Annotated in this window: 17 protein-coding genes; 3 read left to right on the top strand and 14 right to left on the bottom strand. The window is 60.7% G+C overall.

What is annotated here, in order from left to right; all coding sequences use genetic code 11:
• Positions 1–84 precede the first annotated feature (84 nt).
• Together RV1423_RS21350 and RV1423_RS21355 are read right to left on the bottom strand one after the other, a co-directional pair.
• Complete coding sequence (locus RV1423_RS21350) at positions 85–1,245, bottom strand: patatin-like phospholipase family protein (protein WP_034301121.1); 1,161 nt, start codon at positions 1,243–1,245, stop codon at positions 85–87.
• 134 nt (positions 1,246–1,379) lie between these two features.
• Positions 1,380–1,616, bottom strand: a complete 237-nt coding sequence (locus RV1423_RS21355) for a DUF3717 domain-containing protein (RefSeq protein WP_034301123.1) — start codon at positions 1,614–1,616, stop codon at positions 1,380–1,382.
• A 435-nt stretch (positions 1,617–2,051) separates the two neighbouring features.
• Here RV1423_RS21355 and RV1423_RS28670 point away from each other — a divergent pair, with 435 nt between their 5' ends.
• Together RV1423_RS28670 and RV1423_RS21360 are read left to right on the top strand one after the other, a co-directional pair.
• Positions 2,052–2,321: a hypothetical protein gene (locus tag RV1423_RS28670; protein ID WP_155835206.1), complete on the top strand. Its 270-nt coding sequence runs from the start codon at positions 2,052–2,054 to the stop codon at positions 2,319–2,321.
• An 8-nt stretch (positions 2,322–2,329) separates the two neighbouring features.
• Positions 2,330–3,856 (top strand): TonB-dependent receptor domain-containing protein, encoded by a 1,527-nt coding sequence (locus RV1423_RS21360; protein ID WP_231502460.1) that lies wholly within the window; start codon positions 2,330–2,332, stop codon positions 3,854–3,856.
• A 67-nt stretch (positions 3,857–3,923) separates the two neighbouring features.
• Here RV1423_RS21360 and RV1423_RS21365 read toward each other — a convergent pair whose 3' ends face one another.
• Genes RV1423_RS21365 through RV1423_RS21380 form a run of 4 tightly spaced genes read right to left on the bottom strand, consistent with a single transcriptional unit; the run spans position 3,924 to position 7,704 of the window.
• Positions 3,924–4,790 carry an ABC transporter permease gene (locus tag RV1423_RS21365; protein ID WP_197034983.1) on the bottom strand — a complete coding sequence of 289 codons (867 nt, stop codon included), beginning with the start codon at positions 4,788–4,790 and terminating at the stop codon, positions 3,924–3,926.
• 44 nt (positions 4,791–4,834) lie between these two features.
• Positions 4,835–5,698 carry an ABC transporter ATP-binding protein gene (locus RV1423_RS21370; protein WP_034301127.1) on the bottom strand — a complete coding sequence of 288 codons (864 nt, stop codon included), beginning with the start codon at positions 5,696–5,698 and terminating at the stop codon, positions 4,835–4,837.
• Complete coding sequence (locus RV1423_RS21375; RefSeq protein ID WP_051516842.1) at positions 5,679–6,680, bottom strand: ABC transporter substrate-binding protein; 1,002 nt, start codon at positions 6,678–6,680, stop codon at positions 5,679–5,681. The genes RV1423_RS21370 and RV1423_RS21375 overlap by 20 nt, the downstream gene beginning before the upstream one ends.
• A 1-nt stretch (position 6,681) precedes the next feature.
• Complete coding sequence (locus tag RV1423_RS21380) at positions 6,682–7,704, bottom strand: ABC transporter substrate-binding protein (RefSeq protein ID WP_034301129.1); 1,023 nt, start codon at positions 7,702–7,704, stop codon at positions 6,682–6,684.
• 409 nt (positions 7,705–8,113) lie between these two features.
• Here RV1423_RS21380 and RV1423_RS21385 point away from each other — a divergent pair, with 409 nt between their 5' ends.
• On the top strand, positions 8,114–10,015 hold the full coding sequence (locus RV1423_RS21385; protein WP_034301131.1) for a potassium transporter Kup: 1,902 nt from the start codon (positions 8,114–8,116) through the stop codon (positions 10,013–10,015).
• 17 nt (positions 10,016–10,032) lie between these two features.
• On the opposite strand, the gene RV1423_RS21390 is transcribed toward RV1423_RS21385, so the two are convergent.
• The 8 genes from RV1423_RS21390 to RV1423_RS21425 all read right to left on the bottom strand — a co-directional run bounded on the left by RV1423_RS21390 (position 10,033) and on the right by RV1423_RS21425 (position 18,298).
• Positions 10,033–10,869 carry a DMT family transporter gene (locus RV1423_RS21390; protein WP_034301133.1) on the bottom strand — a complete coding sequence of 279 codons (837 nt, stop codon included), beginning with the start codon at positions 10,867–10,869 and terminating at the stop codon, positions 10,033–10,035.
• Positions 10,870–10,972: 103 nt separating this feature from the next.
• Positions 10,973–11,656 carry a tRNA (guanosine(46)-N(7))-methyltransferase TrmB gene (locus tag RV1423_RS21395; protein WP_034301135.1) on the bottom strand — a complete coding sequence of 228 codons (684 nt, stop codon included), beginning with the start codon at positions 11,654–11,656 and terminating at the stop codon, positions 10,973–10,975.
• A 133-nt stretch (positions 11,657–11,789) separates the two neighbouring features.
• Entirely contained in the window at positions 11,790–12,047 is a 258-nt protein-coding gene (locus tag RV1423_RS21400) for a DUF3567 domain-containing protein (RefSeq protein WP_034301136.1), read from the bottom strand.
• Positions 12,048–12,411: 364 nt separating this feature from the next.
• Complete coding sequence (locus tag RV1423_RS21405; protein ID WP_034301137.1) at positions 12,412–13,149, bottom strand: response regulator; 738 nt, start codon at positions 13,147–13,149, stop codon at positions 12,412–12,414.
• 216 nt (positions 13,150–13,365) lie between these two features.
• Positions 13,366–15,645: an ATP-binding protein gene (locus tag RV1423_RS21410; RefSeq protein WP_034301140.1), complete on the bottom strand. Its 2,280-nt coding sequence runs from the start codon at positions 15,643–15,645 to the stop codon at positions 13,366–13,368.
• Positions 15,642–16,316, bottom strand: coding sequence for a DUF4390 domain-containing protein (locus RV1423_RS21415; RefSeq protein WP_081768938.1), 675 nt, complete (start codon positions 16,314–16,316; stop codon positions 15,642–15,644). Before RV1423_RS21415 ends, RV1423_RS21410 begins: the two co-directional genes overlap by 4 nt.
• Positions 16,273–17,580, bottom strand: a complete 1,308-nt coding sequence (gene rsmB / locus RV1423_RS21420) for a 16S rRNA (cytosine(967)-C(5))-methyltransferase RsmB (protein ID WP_197034982.1) — start codon at positions 17,578–17,580, stop codon at positions 16,273–16,275. The genes RV1423_RS21415 and rsmB overlap by 44 nt, the downstream gene beginning before the upstream one ends.
• Positions 17,581–17,953: 373 nt before the next feature.
• A complete protein-coding gene (locus RV1423_RS21425; RefSeq protein ID WP_034301146.1) occupies positions 17,954–18,298 on the bottom strand; it encodes a DUF1840 domain-containing protein in 345 nt (114 codons plus the stop codon).
• Positions 18,299–18,425 lie beyond the last annotated feature (127 nt).

An 18,425-nucleotide genomic window follows, 5' to 3' on the forward strand; every position in this document is an offset into this window, starting at 1 on the left:
CTTTTTGTGCGTTGCACAAAAATGATCGGAATTGCAATTTTAACAACATAATTGGTTATTGCACAGCACCAATTTCCAATGCCGTCAGCCGGTCGCGACTTCCATCAGCGGCGGTAGTTCATGCACCACCACGCCCGTGTCGGAAACCTGGAATGGGCAGCCATGGCTCACTTCAATGCCGCGCAATGCATCCTGATAACCCTGTTCCCAACGCCATTGGATCGAACCGCGCGAGAAGTTGACGTCTTTGGAGGCCATGTTCCAATCGCGTCCGGCATAGGGCAGGCGCACGACATGGATGGTGCTGTCGGCGCCCAGCTCCGCCAGTTGCTTGCGGTCGGAGGGCTTGCGCAAATCCGGCGGCAGGCGTTCGTACAGCTCGCGCGCCATCTTGCGCAATTGATACTGTTTCAGGTAGGCGTCGATGTGGCGCTGCGAGCGTGAGGCGAAGGTGACGTCTTTCTGGCGCGTCTGCACTTCTTCGTAAGTGCGCGGTTCGGGACCGTCCGCATGCCACAGGTCGACCATCATGCACAGGGTGTCCTGGTGCGGTTCGTCGTTGAGTACGGCTTCCATCGGCGTGTTGGAATACAGGCCGCCATCCCAATACAGGTCACCGTCGATACGCACCGGCGCAAAGCCGGGCGGCAGGGCGCCGCTGGCCATGACATGGTCGACGCTGAGATCCTGCTGGTCTGAGTCGAATGTGACCAGTGTGCCGCAGGTGACCTTGACGGCGCTGACGGTCAGGCGAATGCCGTCTTCCTTGTTGTTGAGATAATCGAAATTGACGAATTTGCCGAGTGTCGCACGCAATTCTTCTGTGCTATAGAAGCTGGCTTCCTCCGGCGGCACCGGCAGGCCGATGGCGAAGGGGTTGAAGGCGCGCGGCGCGAAAAAGCCTGGCACGCCGCGCGCGAAAGTATCCAGCGTGGTCATCCAGGTCGCCAATTGCCGCGTTGCGTCGGGAACCTGCCGCAGGTCGACCGCATCGGGATGGGAGACGCCTTCCCAGAATTCGCGCAGGCGCGGAATGCGGTCGTCGCGTTGGTTGCCGGCAATAATGGCGGCGTTGATCGCGCCGATCGAGGTGCCGACCACCCAGTCGGGCGTCAGATTGTTTTCATGCATGGCCTGGTAGACGCCGGCTTGGTAGGCGCCGAGTGCGCCGCCGCCTTGCAGCACCAGGGCGATGCGGGGTCGGGAAGGTGTGGGGGAAGGGCTGGCAGCGGGTTTGCGTCGCATCTTGATCCTTGCGGTGAGAGTACAGGCAGACTGCGCACATGGAAGAACGTTCCACGGCTCGCAACACAAAATCATACGCCAGAATTATGACGCGCAATATGAGAGATAAGCGGCTGGCGCCTGTCGGCAAATCTTCAGGCGCTTTGGCCGGCCCGCGCCTTGCGCCAGGCGTCGAACAACTGACGCGGTTCCTTGCCGATGGCATCCGCAGCGACGTTGTGCAGGTGTTCGATGATCATCATGGCATAGACGTCGGCCAACGCGTTGACTTCAGGCGATAGCGCGCATTCCTCGCCGGTGGCGGGGCGCTGGATGCGCCAGTAGTTGATTGCTTCTTCCAGTTCCGTCAGGGAAATAGTGGTATCGCTCATTTTTCTATTGTACGCCCGCCTTCACGCTCGCCAAAAGTGCGGCGTGAAGCTATCGGCACGGTGCGGAACCTAACGCCGCCGAAGTTTTAGCGAACGATAAAAATGCCGAGACAAATCGTTGCCGCAGTCGATGAGTTTTGAGGAGCGAACTGGCGGATATCAAGGAAACCGGGATATCTGCGTCATGACGCCGGAACGCGTTGCATTCAGCCGCCGCCAAAACTATATTCACCAGCGCCGATCGCCAAAGTGGCCGCGTAGCAGAACGCCATGCGACCGCAGCAACAAGATTCCCGTTCGATCCAGCAGCCCGCTCGTTTCCCAGCCAGTCAGTCTTGCCGAATTGCGTTATCCGCCTCCTGGGCAGTAACGCGCGCCGAAGTCTCGGCGCCTTCGGCGATCGGCACTGACCGTCACTCATCACTGGGATACTTCATGACTATATACATCAAGAGCAGGAAACACGGCGCTGTCGGCCGTCTACTCAACTTGCAGGCTTCCATCGCCATTTCCACGCTGGCGCTGGCCGCGCCGCTCAATGCTTCGGCACAACAAGGCGAAGGCAATCTGCCGTCGGTCGAGGTCAAGGAGCGCAATGAATCCTACAAGGCCGAGCGCATCAGCTCGCCCAAATTCACCCAGCCGCTGGTCGACAGCACGCAGACCATCAACGTCATCAAGAAGGAACTGCTGCGACGACGCTGACTGAAGCGCTGCAGAATAGCGCCGGGGTCGGCACCTTCAACACCGGCGAAAACGGCAGCACCGCAACCGGCGATTCCATCTTCATGCGCGGCTTCAGCACCGCCAACAGTATCTTCGTCGACAATATCCGCGACCTCGGCGGCGTATCGCGCGATCTGTTCAACATCGAGCAGGTCGAAGTCGTCAAGGGACCGGCCGGCGCCGATAACGGCCGTGGCGCGCCGACCGGCTACATCAATATGGTCACCAAGCAGCCGATGCTCGAAAACGCCTACTCCGGCACCGTCGCTTACGGCACCGGTAACCAGAAGCGCGTTACCGCCGACCTGAACCGGCAGATCGACAGTCTCAACGGTGCGGCGTTCCGTCTCAACCTGCTCAAGCAGGACAGCGGCGTACCGGGCCGCGACCGCGTGGAAAATAACCGCTGGGGCATCGCGCCGTCGTTGGCGTTCGGCCTCGGCACGCCGACGCGGGTGTTGTTCAATTATCTGCATCTGGAGCGCGACAATGTGCCGGATGCCGGCATCCCGACCATCGGCGCGCCGGGTTTCTTCAATGCCACCACGGTCGGCAAGAATGCCCGCCTGGTGGCGCGCAGCAACTATTACGGCATGGCCGGCGATTACGACAAAAGCACCAGCGACATGTTCACTGCGACCTTTGAACATGATCTCAGCGCCGACGTGACAATCCGCAACGTCACGCGCTACGGCAAGACCAGGCAGAACTATCTGATCGGCAGTCCGTACACCATCAATGGTAGTGATGCCAATCCCGCCAACTGGACGGTGAGCCGGCTTTTGCAAACCAGAGATCAGGAAAACGAGATCTTCACCAACCAGACCAACGCAATCATCAGATTCCGTACGGGGCCCGTCAAGCACTCCATGACGACGGGACTGGAGTTCATTCGCGAAAAGCAGACGACGGTGCTTTATGCCGGCCCGACACTGGCCGCCGCCAACCTGTATGCGCCGGATCCCTATGCGCCCGCGAGCGTTCAGGTGCGTCCGAGCGGCGGCCGCAACGAAGGCACGACCAACACCATCGGCGCATATCTGTTCGACACGCTTGAACTCAGTCCGTCTTTCCAATTGAACGCCGGCATAAGGCTGGATCGCTACACGACCGACTTCAACGGCATCGCCGTCTCGACCGCTGCCAGCAATCCGGGTTTGCCCGTCGGCACGCTGGTGCCGACGACGCTGTTCCTGAGCGACCCCGGCGATTACCAAGGCGGTGAGCTGGTGGTGCACGACACCTACGGCGCGCACGAGGTCAAGCTACCGGCGGGCGATCTCATCCTGTATCCCTCCACCAGTCGCCACGAGGTCACGCCGGTCACGCAGGGCAGCCGGGTGAGCGCCTTTTTCTGGACCCAGAGCATGATCCGCGACGACCACCGGCGCGGCATGCTGTTCGACCTCGACCGAGCCATCCATGCCCTGCGTCAGCGGCATGGCGATAGCGAGGAGACCGTGGTGCTGGCCGGGCACTATCACAATCTCCTGCGGCTTTGGGCCGAGACCTAGGCGAATGACAAGTGCGCAGAAAGAGGGCAGAGAAAGAGGACGAAGGCTCAGTTATAAAAATGGAAGGCTAGCGCTGCATCCCCCACTTCTTCACCGTCAACCGCTCAATCGCATTGAATCCCAGATTCTCCACCAGCAAGCCGATCAGGATCACCATCGCCAACCCCGCAAACACCTTGTCGGTATACAGCTCATTGCGATTCTGAAAGATATACCAACCCAGCCCGCCCTTGCCGCTGGAGGCCCCGAACACCAGCTCCGCAGCAATCAGCGTGCGCCACGCAAACGCCCAGCCGATGCGCAAGCCGGCCAGGATGGACGGCAAGGCCGCCGGCACCAGCATGAAGAGCACAAACCGCAAGCCGCGCAATCCATAATTGCGCCCTGCCATGCGCAAGGTGTCCGACACGCCCAGAAAGCCGGCATATGTGTTCAGGGCCAGCGCCCACAATACCGAATGCACGAGCACAAAAATCAGGCTGTTTTCGCCCAGCCCGAACCACAGTAAGGCCAGCGGCAACATCGCAATCGCCGGCAGTGGGTTGAACATCGACGTCAGCGTGCTGAGCAGATCGCGTCCCAGTTGCGTCGATACCGCCAGCGTGGTCAGCGCGAATGCCAGCGCGATGCCGATCAGGTAGCCTTTGACCAGCACCTTGAGCGAAATCCACACCTTGCCGATCAGTTCGCCGGTGACGACGCCGTCGACGAAAGCATGTGCGGTCTGTATGAAACCCGGCAACAGCAGGTCGTTGTTCTGAATGCGCGCAACGATTTCCCAGATCGCGGCCAGCACCAGCAGGATGACGGTCTTGCGCACCCAACCTTGCCGCCAGACGCGTTGCCGCAGCGACAGGCTGCGTTCGAGCGGGACGTCGTCCAGCGGCGTCAGGGCGATTTCATATTCGTCGCGGATGGGGGGAGAGATAGAGATGCGCATGGCAGGCGGGTCGATAGGAAGGTGAAGATGCGCGGCTCTCAATATGAGAAGCGCACATCCTTGAAGTTGACTTGCGCGGCCGGCTCGGCATGACCTTCGTCGAACAGCAGGCGATGGATGCGCCGCGCGGTTTCCTGGAAGCCGACGCCGCCCAGGCTTTGCAAGTCGTATTGATGGCTGTTGATTTCGGCGCGCACGCGGCCCGGGTGCGGCGACAGCAGCAGGATGCGATTGCCGACCACCAGTGCTTCTTCGATCGAGTGGGTGACGAACAACAAGGTGAAACGCACCTCTTCCCACAACATCAGCAATTCTTCCTGCATCTTGCGCCGGGTCAGCGCATCGAGCGCGGCGAAGGGTTCGTCCATCAACAGGATTTTCGGTTGCATGGCCAGCGCGCGGGCGATGGCGACGCGCGCTTTCATGCCGCCTGAGAGCGTGTGCGGATAGGCATCGGCGAATTTGCCGAGGCCGACCTTGTCGAGGTAGTGCAGCGCGCGTTCGGCCGCTTCGCCCCGGCCCAGCGTGCGCGAGGCCAGCAGCGGAAACATCACGTTCTGCTGCACGGTTTTCCACGGCGGCAACTGGTCGAATTCCTGGAACACGACGATGCGGTCCGGTCCCGGCTGATGAATCGCGACGCCGTCGAGGCGGATTTCTCCGGTAGCCGGTTTAAGAAAGCCTGCCACGGCTTTGAGCAAGCTCGACTTGCCGCAGCCGGAAGGGCCGAGCAGTACGAAGCGGTCGGCCGGATAGACGTCGAAACTGACATCGTGCGTGGCTTGCACCACGGCGGTGGCGCTGCGGTACTGCAGGCCGACGCGGTCGACGTGCAGCAAGGGCGTGTGCTCGCCGACCGCGCGCAGGACCGGCGCATCATGATCAACTACCGGGCTGGGCATAAGCTTCTTCAAAAAAATAATCCTTCCACGACGCTGCGCGGTTTTTGAGTACGCCGATGTCATGCAGCTTGTCGGCATACACATAGCTGCGCTGCGGCGAGACGGTGAAGTCGATTTCCGGGTCTTCGACGATCTTGCGCACGAACTCGGGTGCCAGTTTCGACTTCTGCACGCGGATGAAGGTGTCGGCGGCCTTGGCCTTGTTGGCGCGGATGAATTGCGCGGCTTCAACCAGCGCGCTGTAGAAGGCCTTGTAGGTCTTCGGATTGTCGTCGTGGAATTTCTGCGTGGTGTAGAGCACGTTAAACGTCGCCGGGCCGCCGAGGATGTCGTAGGAACTGATGATCTTGTGCACGTTCTTGTTCTCCAGCGCCTGATACTGGAACGGCGGACTGGAGAAGTGCGTATCGATCTCGGAGCCGCCGGCAATCAGCGCGACGGTGGCGTCAGGATGCGGCAGGCTCACCGAAATGGCATCGAAGCGTTTGTAGTCGTTCTTGCCGAACAGGCGCGCGGTTTCGATCTGCAGCGTGCGCGACTGGAAGCCGACGCCGGCGGCGGGCACGGCGATGCGGTCCTTGTCGCTGAGGTCTTGCAGCGTCTTCACTTTCGGATTGTTGCTCAGCAAATAGTTGGGCATGGAGCCGAGCGAAGCGATCGCCTTGACGTTCTGGCGGCCGCGCGTGCGGTCCCACAGCGTCAGCATCGGCGGCACGCCGGCCGAGACGACATCGAGCGCACCGGCCAGCAGCGCTTCGTTCATGGCGGTGGCGCCGGAGATGCTGTTCCACTCGACCTTGATGTCGAGGCCTTGCTGCTTGCCGTGTTTTTCGATCAGTTTCTGGTCTTGCACGACATCGAGGATCAGGTAGCCGATGCCGAATTGCTGGGCGATGCGGATCTGGCCTTCGGCGCGGGCGTCGGCGCTAAATCCCAGCGCGGCGGTGATCGCGGTGGCGGCGATGAGTGAAGTGAGGCGCATCTTAGCTGCCTCCGGCGATGTGGGCGTCGTCGAAGAAGTAATCCTTCACCGAGGTCGGCTTGTTCTTGATGGCGCCGACGCGATACATGAATTCGGCGAGCGGGTAAGTGTTTTGCGGCGTGATCTTGAACTGCACTTCGGGATTCTTGATGATTTTCAGCAAGAGGTCGCGATCGATCTTGGCGTTGCTGGTGCGGATATACGTATCGGCCGCTTTTTCCGGATTGGCGGCGACGAATTTGGCGGCTTCATCCAGCGCGCCGACGAAGGCCTTGTAGGTCTTGGGATTGTCCTTGCGGAATTTCTCGGTGGCGTACAGCACGGTGGCCGACGACGGCCCGCCCAGCACCTGGTAGGAATTCAGCACGATGTGGGCCTTGGGATTGCCGGCCAGTTCCTGTTCCTGGAACGGCGGGTTGCCGAAGTGGGCGCTGATTTCGGTGCCGCCGTTGATGATGGCGGCGGCTGCGTCAGGGTGCGGTACGGCGACGCTGATCTTGTCGAGCCTGTTGTACTGGGCGTCGCCCCATTGCTTGGCCGACGCCAGTTGCAGCACGCGCGATTGCACCGAGACGCCGACAGCGGGCAGGGCGATGCGGTCCTTGTCGCTGAGGTCGGCGATGGTCCTGACGTTGGGATTGTTGCTGACGAGATAGTAGGGCAGGTTGCCGAGCGAAGCGACGCCGCGCACGTTCTGGCGGCCGCGGGTGCGGTCCCAGATGGTCAGCAACGGACCGACGCCGGCGCCGGCGATGTCGATCGCGCCCGACAGCAGCGCGTCGTTGACGGCCGAGCCGCCGGACAGCTTGATCCATTCGACCTTGATGTCGACGCCTTCGCTCTTGCCGTGCTTTTCGATCAGTTTCTGATCCTGGGCGACGTTGAGCAGCAGATAGACGATGCCGAATTGTTCGGCGATGCGCAACTGGCCTTCGGCGCGGGCCAATGACGGCGCCGCAAGGCCAAGGGCGACGCTAAAGAGACTAAAGCTCAGCGTGGCTGAGAGAAAACGTTTGGCGAACATGGATACTCCGTATGGATGCGGCAAACCTCGTGCAATGAGGGCTTAAGAACAAACTTCATCGAAAGCCGTTGTTCTTTATGAGATTGGAGTATATAAAGCCGCTCGCAGAATGAAAAACGCGTTTATTGCATATCTTTATGCGGTTTTTGCTGCATTTTGGCGGTGGTTGCTGCGAGTTGCGTTTTGGGGCGAACCGGCGCGAGGAATTTGTCGCCGGCCATCAGGCGGCAATACTTGCGGTTGCCGCAATGTCAAGCGTGGCGGGCAGTGCAGATGCCTTTGCGCAACGCAGTATCCCGCCGGGGAGATAGTGAGATAAAGTACGCGCTAGTCGGCGCTGAAATGCCAGATTGCGACAGATGCCTGTACGCAATCGAATGACAAGCATCAAATCAAATACGGGAAAACAATGAGTTCAGCTCAGATCAGGCCAGATTATTCCTTCCGGTCGCAAAAACTCCACATCATCACTCTGGCAGCATTGGGCGTCGTGTTCGGCGACATCGGCACCAGCCCGCTGTATGCGCTCAAGGAATGCTTCAGTCCGGAACACGGTATCGCGTTTACTCCCGATGCCGTGCTGGGCATCATTTCCATGCTGTTCTGGTCGATCACGATCGTGGTGTCGTTCAAGTACGTGCTGTTCGTCATGCGTGCCGACAACAACGGCGAGGGTGGCGTACTGGCGCTGATGGCGCTGTCGCTGCGCACGGCGGTGAGCGGTTCGCCGCGCGCCAAGCTGCTGATGATGCTGGGCGTGTTCGGCGCCTGCATGTTCTATGGCGACGTGGTGATCACGCCGGCAATCTCGGTGTTGTCGGCGGTGGAAGGGATGGACATCGCCGCGCCGGGGACCTCGCGTTACGTGATCCCGCTGACGCTGGCGATCCTGATCGGCCTGTTCCTGATCCAGCGCCACGGCACCAATCTGGTCGGCAAGCTGTTTGGGCCGATCATGTTCCTGTGGTTTGTCTCTCTGGGTGCGCTGGGCTTGCTCCATATCCTCAAGGCGCCTGGTATCCTGGTGGCGGTCAATCCTTATTACGCGGTGCATTTCATGATGGAGCACGCGCTGCAGGCTTTCATCGTGCTCGGTTCGGTGGTGCTGGTGCTGACCGGTGCGGAGGCGTTGTATGCCGACATGGGGCACTTCGGCATTCGTCCGATCCGCTTTGCGTGGCTGTACACAGTGATGCCTTGCCTGCTGATCAATTACTTCGGCCAGGGCGCAAACCTGCTGAGCCATCCCGAGGCGATCAAGAATCCGTTTTACCTGATGGTGCCGGAGGTGCTGCTGGTGCCGATGGTGGTGCTGGCGACGTGCGCCACGGTGATTGCGTCGCAGGCGGTGATTTCGGGCGCGTTCTCACTGACCAGCCAGGCCATCCTGCTGGGCTTCGTGCCGCGCATGCGCATCCTGCATACCTCGGAAGACGAGCGCGGCCAGATCTATATCCCGCTGATCAACTGGATGCTGCTGGTGCTGGTGGTGGCGGTGGTGCTGGCGTTCAAGAAGTCCGACAACCTGGCGGCGGCCTACGGCGTGGCCGTGACGACCACGATGGTGATTACCACCATGTTGGCGGCGGTGGTCATGCGCATTGAATGGAAGTGGCATCCGGTGCTGGTGACGCTGGTGATCAGCGCCTTCTTCACGGTAGACCTGGCGTTCTTTGCCGCCAACTTGCTGAAGATCGCCGATGGCGGCTGGTTCCCGCTGTTGCTGGGCGGTGTTGCCTTTTTCCTGCTGATGACCTGGTATTCGGGCCGCATGTTGCTGCGCACGCGCATCAAGGATGACGGCATTCCGCTTGAACCTTTCATCGAAGGCCTGCTGGCGCATCCGCCGCATCGCGTCGGCGGCACGGCGGTGTTCATGACCGGCAACATCAACACGGTGCCGGTGGCGCTGCTGCATAACCTCAAGCACAACCGCATCCTGCATGAACGCGTGTTCTTCCTGAAGATCAGCATCTGGGACGTGCCGTTCGTCGCCGACAAGGAGCGTCTGACGCTCAAGGAGCTGGGCGGCAACGTCTATCTGCTGCGCGCGGCGTTCGGTTTCAAGGAAGCACCGGAAGTGAACAAGGTGCTGGACCTGGCCGCGACGCAATTCGGCATGGAATTCGATCTGATGGACACGTCTTTCTTCCTGGCGCGCGATACGGTGGTGCCGAGCAAGTTGCTGGGCATGTCGCTGTGGCGTGAGCAACTGTTTGCATGGATGTACCAGAACGGCGCCAAGCCGTCGGACTTCTTCCACATCCCGGCCAACCGGGTAGTGGAATTGGGCACCAAGGTGGAAATCTAAATTAAAACGCGTCCGCGTTATCGGTGCATGCCCAGTACGATGGCGCCGAGCGTGATGACGATGCAGGCGGAGGTGCGCCGCATCGTCAATTTTTCACCCAGGAAGATCGCGCCGATCAAGGCGGCGAACAGCACCGAGGTCTCGCGTAGCGCGGAGACCGTTCCCATGGGCGCCAGCATCACGGCCCAGATCACAATCCCGTAAGCCAGCAAGGACATCATGCCGCCGGCAAGGCCGAACCAGTTTTCCTTGCGTGTGCCGGCCATCGGCAAGCGGCGGTGCATCCACATGAAAATCAGCGCCAGCGGAAAACTGTCCAGCACGAACAGCCAGCCCGAATACGCCAGCGCATCGCCGGCGGCGCGCGCGCCGATGCCATCGGTCACGGTGTAGGCGGCGATGAAGGCGCCGGTGGTAAAGGCCGCGATCGGGCCGGAGAGGTTGTGGCGGTCCTTGATGTGCGCCAGACTGATGATGCCTATCGAAACCAGCGCCACGCCCAGCCACGTATACGTACTCATTTGTTCGCCGACGAAGATGGCGGCGCCGATCGAGACCAGCATCGGCGACGAGCCGCGCGCGATCGGGTAGGACTGGCCGAAGTCGCCGATGCGGTAGGCGCGGATCAGGAACAGGTTGTAGCCGGTGTGCAGGATCGCCGACAGAATGATGTAGGGCCAGGCGGCGGCTTGCGGCAGCGGCCGTAGCAGCACCAGCGGAATCGCGCCGATGCCGGCGCCGATGGTCATGACGGTCAGCGAGGCGAGGCGGTCGCCGCTGCTTTTCAATAAGGCATTCCAGGAAGCGTGCAACAGGGCGGCGCAGAGCACCAGGGCGACGATGGCGAGGCTCATGCGGGCAATCCGGTATGATGAGTCATGAAAAAAGAGGCGAAATCATAGGGGGCAAAGCCCCCTATGATACGCCGCCTCAATTGCGCATGCCGTCAACTCGCCGTCAGCCGGCGAAAGCGCGTTGTGCGAGAAGCGCGACGCGGCAGCGCCACAACGCGTGTCCGGAGGCGAGGTATTTGCGTTCGAACGGCGTGATCGGTGCATCGGTGGCGTAGGCCTCGCAGGATGTTTGCTGTCCGCTCAGTTGGGTCAGCGCGCTGGCGAATTCTTCGATGTAGATGCGCCAGTTGCTGCGGCATTCGATGGCGCCGCCGAGCGCGACGATGGCCGGGAATACCGCATGGCCATGCCAGCGCCGTGCGAGGTGGGCAGTCTTGGGCCAAGGGTTGGGATACAGCAGATATTGGCGCGCAGGAAAGATTCCCGCGTCCAGCAACAGCCGCCAGTAATCGACGAGGTCGGCGCGGATGAAACAGAGATTGTCCGGTTCCGGTCCGTTCCATTGCGTGTTGCGCGTGAGGCGGTCTTCGGACTGGTCGATGCCGATGACGAAATGGTCGGGATGCTGCGCCGCCAGATTCAGTGTCGATAGGCCGACGCCGCAGCCGGTGTCCAGGATCAACGGTGCCGAGCCGGCCTTGCACCAAGCGGCAACGCTTTGCTCAAAGGCGCGACGGTTGTAATCGGCGACAGGTTTGCGGAACGGCGTGGCGGCATGCTTTGCGACCAGTGTCGCCAAATGCTCGTGGATGCCGGTCTGGCTGCTGGCGATGGGCGAGGAGTTCATTCAGGCCGAGTGAAAAGGAGCGACGGATGTCGCGACAGGCCTGGAATTATAACGGGAGGAGAATCGAAAGGGGATGCGTGGCGGTGCAACGCGGCCCCGCCGGATGAACCGGCAGGACCGCATCACGGTCTGCTCAGTGGAGGGTCATCGGATGACGCATCATCAGATCGTATTTGCTGAGGAAGTTATCGATGTCTTCCATCGATGGTTCCGTCGCGATCAGATCCTGTACGTCCTTGCGGAACAGCTCGGCCGCAGGGCCGCCGATGTAGATTTCGCGTTGGCCAGACTTGTCCATGATTTCGTAACCGCCGAAGCGCAGGGCTTCGTGGTCATGGTCGGCACCGAATTCAACGACGCTGTATTGCTCACTGTTGTAGATCAGGTTCATAGTGGCTCCTTATGCAAATGCCTAAGCTTTGTGAAGGAAATGGCGTCATCTCAGGGAATTTCAAGGGTGGGGGCCGTGTTGCCCTTTAGAACCTGTTCTTGTTGCTCCCTAAGTGATTTACGGCGCAATCAGCGATAACTTTTGTGCGAATGACGGGATGACACGAGAAAACAACCGGACCGGCTGAATTTATTAGCGGCCAGGCCTGAAGAATGGAGGAAGGGAAAGCGAGAAGGTTCCGCACGCAAACCGTCATGGCTTGCCGGAAATCAATCGTGAGCCGGCAAGTCGGCAGTAAAACTACAGCATGGTGCGGAAAATGAGGAGGAAATGAAAGGCGGCATGAACGGGCGGCATGCGCTCGTCAACCGCCTTTCTTGGCCAGCTTGCCCGGTTCGACGCCGAGTTGTTTCAGCTTACGGTACAAATGGGTGCGTTCGAGGCCGGTGCGTTCGGCTACACGCGTCATGCTGCCGTTTTCGCGCACCAGGTGGTATTCGAAATAGGCGCGTTCAAAGGCGTCGCGCGCTTCGCGCAGAGGCAGATCGAAAGAGATGTTCGAGGCGTTGTCGGCGATCGGCGGATAGGCCGGCGCCGCAGCCATGCCGTGACCATGATGCAAGGCATCGGCGACGCTCGGCGGTGTGTAGGAAGACGGCGGGCTGGGATGGTGATCGGCGCTGTCGACGCCGGCCGTCACGGTCGGTCGGATATACGACACCGGACGCGCCGGTTCGCGGCTGTGCGACAGGCCCTGCTGGACCGCCTTAAGCAGTTTTTGCAGGGCGATCGGCTTTTCCAGGAAATTGAGTGCGCCGATGCGGGTAGCCTCGACGGCGGTGTCGATGGTGGCATGGCCGGACATCATGATCACCGGCATGGTCAGCAAGCCGTCGCGCTGCCATTCCTTGAGCAGCGTCACGCCATCGGTGTCGGGCATCCAGATGTCGAGCAACACCAGATCGGGAACGCTGCCCAATCGCAACTCACGCGCTTGCTGAGCGTTTTCAGCGGTTGCTACGACATGTCCCTCATCGCCCAAAATTTCCGAGAGCAACTCGCGGATACCCATTTCGTCATCGACGACCAGGATGTTAGCCATGTGCCTGCTTTCCTCACTAGATATTTTTGAGATTTCCCATGCAATCGCTGAGTTCTTTACAGCAAGCGCTGCCGCAAAATCAGTCTGGCAGGGCGTGTGAACGGGGACGGTACGCTGGGTACGGCACGCAGACACACAACAACGCCAGGAAAATTCCGCAACCTTACTTGTTATAGACCTATGTATCAACGGCAGCAATGAGGAAAATCTTAATCCTTATGCATCGGGTGCTAACTTTAACAGCAAAATCAGTATTTTTGCGCCTCTTGCATCGCTGCGATTTTGGATATCAATGCGACCTCCATGTTCGTCGACTATTTTCTTGACCATTGCCAAGCCAAGTCCAGTACCTTTTGGCTTTGATGTCACGTAAGGTTCGAATGCATTAGCTAAAATTTTCGATTCGAAGCCGGGGCCATTGTCGGTAATCGAGAGCCGGACAGCGCTACGGGCTGCGCCGTCCGAACCGGGGTATTTGACCAGTTCGGTGACGACATCGATGCGCGGGACGATGCCGCCGTTCTCCGCGACGGCGTCCTGGGCGTTCTGCAGCAGGTTGTGGATGACCTGGCGCAACTGGGTGGCGTCACCCATCACCTTGGGCAGATTGGGCGCCAGCCGGGCATGGATGATGTCACGGTCGTCGCCGGCCAGATAGAGATGCAGGATTTCCTCGGTCAGGGCGTTGAGGTCCAGCGCCGAGGGTTTGGCCGGCGGCGTCTTGGCGTATTCGCGGAAGTCGTCGACCATGCGCTTCATGGCGCTGACCTGGTTGACGATGGTGGCCGTGCTTTTGCTCAGGATGGCGGCGTCCTGCGGCAGCAGCTTGTCGGCCAGGCGCATCTGCAGGCGCTCGGCCGACAGTTGGATCGGCGTCAGCGGATTCTTGATTTCATGCGCCAGGCGCCGCGCCACTTCGCCCCAGGCGATGGAGCGCTGGGCCGAGATCACTTTACTGATGTCGTCGAACACGACGACGTAGCCGACGCCGCTTTCCACCGGCAGATGCGAGCCGCGCGCCAGCAGCGTGGTTTTGCTGCCGTCCTTGCTGTTTTTGGCGGCATCGCTTTCATGGTCGCCGTTGCCGCTGCGGTGAGGCAGCTCGATCTGCTGTTGCCAGTGCAGACTGTCTTCGGCGACGTCGGCCAACTGGGCGCGCTGCTCAGAGAAGGCCTTGATGATCGCTTCGGCAAACAGGCGCTGTCCTTCGATGGTATGCAGCGGCGTGCCGATGCTGCCGGTGAAGTCGTAGCCGAGGATGCGGCGCACCGACTCGTTGACGCTGACGATGCGGAATTCACTGTCGAGCACCATCACGCCGGCCGACATGTTGGCCAGCACCGATTCGAGGTAGGCTTTGGCATTTTCCAGCTCGGCGCGGTTCTTTTCCACCGAGGTCCGCGCTTCCAGCAGTTGGCGCGTCATGGTGTTGAAGGACTGGGTCAGCGTACCGAGCTCATCCGAGGTGCTGACGATGGGCCGCGGCGATAAATCGCCTTCGGCCACCGCCTTGGTGCCCTCGGCCAGCAGCAGCAATGGTTTTGCCAGGTCGCTGGCGATCAGGAAGGCGCTGGCGATAGCGCCGAAGATGGCCAGCAGCAGGGTCAGGGTCAGCGTCACGATGTAAATCTTGCGCAAGCCGGACCGCGCCACCGAGCGTTGCTGGTATTCACTGTAAGCCAGGCGCAAGGTTTCCGCATTGCTGGCGAGATAGTCCGGCACCGGCTGGAGGATTTGCAGGAAGCGGTTGTCGCTTTGCAGACCCATGGCCCGGGATGAAGTCGGTATCGAGATGACCACGTGCAGGCGCAGGTTGCCGTCCGAATCCGACTCGCCGTTGAGCGGGCGGGAGTCGTCGCTTTCCACCACCGAGAAGCCGCGCGTGAGCTTGGCCTGGCGCAGCATCGTCGTCGTCGGCAAGATCGGCGTCAGCACCCCGATGCGGCCGCCAACGGTCGCCAGCACTTGGCCGTTGGCGTTGAGCACGGTGATTTCCATGCTCTGATCGCGTTGCCGTGACAGATAGGTGACTTGTTCCGATTCCGACATGTCGGACAGTTCCTGCGCCATCGAGCGCGCGCGCGCAGTCAGGTCGGTCAACGACGAGTCGAGCGCATTGCGTCCGAGGTTGAGGCCGGATTCCAGCGCTGCTTCCATGCGCACATCGAACCACGACTCGATCGAGCGCGAAACGAATTGCACCGACACCAGATAGATCACGGCGCCGGGCAGGATGCCGATCAGCGCAAACAGCAGCACCAGCCGCGCCAGCAGTTTGGAGCCGAACTTGCCGCGCCGGTAGCGCTTGTACAGCCGCGTCAGCAGCAGCACCACCAGGCACAACAGGGCGACCGCTGCCAGCGCGTTCATGCCAAGCAGCCAGGGATAGTGCTGGTCGAACAGGGCGGAGTTTTCGGAGGCGGAGGCCAGCAGGAACAGCAAAATGCTGATGACGCTGCCACCGACTACCAGCAAATAACGCAGGGTACGGGTCATTCGACTTTGAAGGTGAATTCTTTCCAGTCAGAGGAAAGCCGCCAGTCGCTGTTGTTGAGCGCATTGATCTGGAACGGTTTCGGCAATTGCGCTACATCCAGGCGCATGCGCAATCCGACGTTATAGACGTCGCCCGGCTTGAGCGTGTTCTTGTCGGCGATGACCCAGCGCGGCGGACGGCGGATCAGCGACATGGCATCTTCCAGCGAGGAAAAGCTTTGCTGCAACTGGCCGGTGGTGGCGGCATGGTATTGCCGGGTCAGCACGTTATAGGAAATGCGCACCGTGCGCGATACCGAGACGGTCACTTCGTCGAACCAGTACCAGCGCCGCCGCGTGAGCTGGACGTCAGTGGTGAAATACAGCGGCACGCCGCGCACCAGCGCGTCTTCCAGGCTGCGGTTGAGTTCGAACGAATACGACGCGGACAGCCGGTAGCCGTCGTCGGTGGCTTCCAGCGTGGCCTGGGTGATATCGATTTCAGCGGCTTGGAGCGTGGTCTGGCAGAACAGCAGGAAGAAGGCCAACACGACGCGACGCAGCCACCAGAGCGGAAGCGTCGACGCCGCCGGCATGCGGGGGCGAAATGACGGCAGATGAGTGGAAATAAGGGCCGATTGCGTCAATTCATGGTCCAGTTTTTTGAAACAGCGCGTAAAACAGGCCGTCATGATCGGATTCTACGCTGGCGGTCGGCAGCAATTGACCTGGAGCGGATAGCCGGACGGCGTGGTTGCGTTGGGCGAATGCGGCCGCCTGATCTTCCGATTCCTGCGGCCACAACGAGCATGTTACCAGTAGCAATTTACCACCCGGCTTTAGCATCTGCCAAAGATTGTCGAGTATTTGAGCGGAAAGTGTTGCGAGTTGCACCGTGTCGGTTTTGCGGCGCAACCAGCGAATATCGGGGTGGCGGCGCACAATTCCCGAGGCCGTGCATGGTACATCGGCGAGGATACGGTCGAAGGGTTTGCCGTCCCACCAATCTTTGCCGTTGCGGGCGTCGCCGGCTTTCAGTTGCGCCGAGAGTTGCAGGCGCTGCAGGTTGTCGTCGATGCGGCGCAGCCGTCGGGGATCGTGGTCCAGCGCCACCAGATCAAGGTCGGCGCATTCGAGCAGGTGCCCGGTCTTGCCGCCCGGCGCGGCGCAGGCGTCAAGCACATGCATGCCGTCCCGCACATCCAGCAGAGGGGCTGCCAGTTGCGCGGCGGCGTCCTGCACCGAGACCAGGCCGTCGGCAAAGCCGGGTATCTGGGCGACCGGCGCCGGCTGGTCCAGCCGCACGGCGTCGGGACCGATCTGGCGCGCGCCGATGCCGTGCGCGGCCAGCAGATGCAGATAGTCCGGCACCGTCGACTTGCGGCGGTTCACGCGCAGCGTCAGGGGCGGCGGGGCGTTGCCGGCTTGGAGGATGGCTTGCCATTGTGCGGGATATGCAGCCTTGAGGCGGTCGATCCACCAGGTCGGGTAATTCCAGGCGCCGGGTGGGGTCTTTTCGACCTGCGGCAGCAGCGTCGCGCGTTCGCGCAGGAAGCGCCGCAAGATGGCGTTGACCACACCCTTGGCATGGCGCATATCGGCATCGGCCGCAGCGGCCTCGACCGCCTGGTTGACCACGGTAAATGCGTCATAGGCCGGATCGTCTTCGTCCAGCAGCAGGCTCAGGGCACAGGTCAGCAAGCCATGCAGGACGGCCGGTTGCGGCGGTTTGTCGGCGAGCAACGCCAGCAGTCCGTCGGCCAGGCCCAGCTTGCGCATTGAGAGGTAGGACAAATCCTGGATCGCGCCGCGGGCTTGCGGCGTCATGTCGGCATCAGCAAAAATGCGCGACAGCGCCTGCGGCAAGGCAGTGCCTGCGCGCACTTCGGCGATGGCTTGCGCCGCGCCGTGCAAGCCATGGGCCAGGGAATCGGTTTTCAGGGAAAGATAAGTCACATTGATGCTTGCCAAAGGTCGGTTTGACGCCGAGGCCGACGCGGAGCGCCAGTGTACCAGCCGTGCAACCCGGCGTCATTATGGAGTCAGTGCGGCGATATGAGGGAAAATTTACATCGGCCTGTTCATGGCCACCATTTTGGGCGGCGGCGCGCCGGATTCGGCATTGGGGGATTTACGCGCAGGGGGGATGGCGCGGTGCGATGGCGGCTGGGATCTGCGTTTCCAGTGCCGGCGTTGTTGCGCTACTCACCGAATTCGGCCGGAAGGCGAAATAAGCGCGGCTGACAAAGCACTGCACCGGATTCAATTCGCCCATGTAAATGCAGGAGCCGTCGGCTCCTGCATTGGTAATGGACTGGCGCTGCCGGGCTCAGACGCCCCACAGGATGTCGTGATTGCCCTTCTTCGCTTCACGCAACATGTCCAGCAGCGGGTAAGCGCGCGCCGAGAAGGTGACCGGTTCGATCTTTTCATGGCCGTTGTCGTCGCCGTCGGAATTATGATGTGCGAGCACATCGCGTTCCAGAGTTTCGGCGGCTTCATGCGCCTTGCTGTTGACGATCTGCTTTTCCAGCAAGGCGATCGCTTCGGTGCTCTCGGCAGCGGTGATGACGCCGCGCTTGAGGTCTTTGTGCAGCATGTCGAGGATGGGCTTGGCATGCGATTCATACATGACAACATCTGCAGCCGCTTTTGATTTGAACGTTACCAGCATATTTCCTCAGGATATCGATGTTGATGAGAGCCTATCCGCCTGCTTTGTTGCGGATAAGGCGTTGCCTACTACGCTGACAGCGTCTTTATAGAATACCTCGGACGCCCTGCGCTTGTCATCTTTGTCA

The sequence above is a fragment of the Herbaspirillum sp. RV1423 genome (assembly GCF_000577615.1).
Classification (GTDB): domain Bacteria; phylum Pseudomonadota; class Gammaproteobacteria; order Burkholderiales; family Burkholderiaceae_D; genus Herbaspirillum.

What these genes read in the sequence shown, in the direction of transcription:
- RV1423_RS21385 (WP_034301131.1), top strand. Translation starts at nt 8,114, where the DNA reads ATGAGTTCAGCTCAGATCAGGCCAGATTATTCCTTCCGGTCGCAAAAA.
- RV1423_RS21405 (WP_034301137.1), bottom strand. Translation starts at nt 13,149, where the DNA reads ATGGCTAACATCCTGGTCGTCGATGACGAAATGGGTATCCGCGAGTTG.
- RV1423_RS21395 (WP_034301135.1), bottom strand. Translation starts at nt 11,656, where the DNA reads ATGAACTCCTCGCCCATCGCCAGCAGCCAGACCGGCATCCACGAGCAT.
- RV1423_RS21380 (WP_034301129.1), bottom strand. Translation starts at nt 7,704, where the DNA reads ATGTTCGCCAAACGTTTTCTCTCAGCCACGCTGAGCTTTAGTCTCTTT.
- RV1423_RS21390 (WP_034301133.1), bottom strand. Translation starts at nt 10,869, where the DNA reads ATGAGCCTCGCCATCGTCGCCCTGGTGCTCTGCGCCGCCCTGTTGCAC.
- RV1423_RS28670 (WP_155835206.1), top strand. Translation starts at nt 2,052, where the DNA reads ATGACTATATACATCAAGAGCAGGAAACACGGCGCTGTCGGCCGTCTA.
- RV1423_RS21375 (WP_051516842.1), bottom strand. Translation starts at nt 6,680, where the DNA reads ATGCGCCTCACTTCACTCATCGCCGCCACCGCGATCACCGCCGCGCTG.
- RV1423_RS21400 (WP_034301136.1), bottom strand. Translation starts at nt 12,047, where the DNA reads ATGAACCTGATCTACAACAGTGAGCAATACAGCGTCGTTGAATTCGGT.
- RV1423_RS21355 (WP_034301123.1), bottom strand. Translation starts at nt 1,616, where the DNA reads ATGAGCGATACCACTATTTCCCTGACGGAACTGGAAGAAGCAATCAAC.
- RV1423_RS21415 (WP_081768938.1), bottom strand. Translation starts at nt 16,316, where the DNA reads ATGACGGCCTGTTTTACGCGCTGTTTCAAAAAACTGGACCATGAATTG.
- RV1423_RS21410 (WP_034301140.1), bottom strand. Translation starts at nt 15,645, where the DNA reads ATGACCCGTACCCTGCGTTATTTGCTGGTAGTCGGTGGCAGCGTCATC.
- RV1423_RS21350 (WP_034301121.1), bottom strand. Translation starts at nt 1,245, where the DNA reads ATGCGACGCAAACCCGCTGCCAGCCCTTCCCCCACACCTTCCCGACCC.
- RV1423_RS21425 (WP_034301146.1), bottom strand. Translation starts at nt 18,298, where the DNA reads ATGCTGGTAACGTTCAAATCAAAAGCGGCTGCAGATGTTGTCATGTAT.
- RV1423_RS21370 (WP_034301127.1), bottom strand. Translation starts at nt 5,698, where the DNA reads ATGCCCAGCCCGGTAGTTGATCATGATGCGCCGGTCCTGCGCGCGGTC.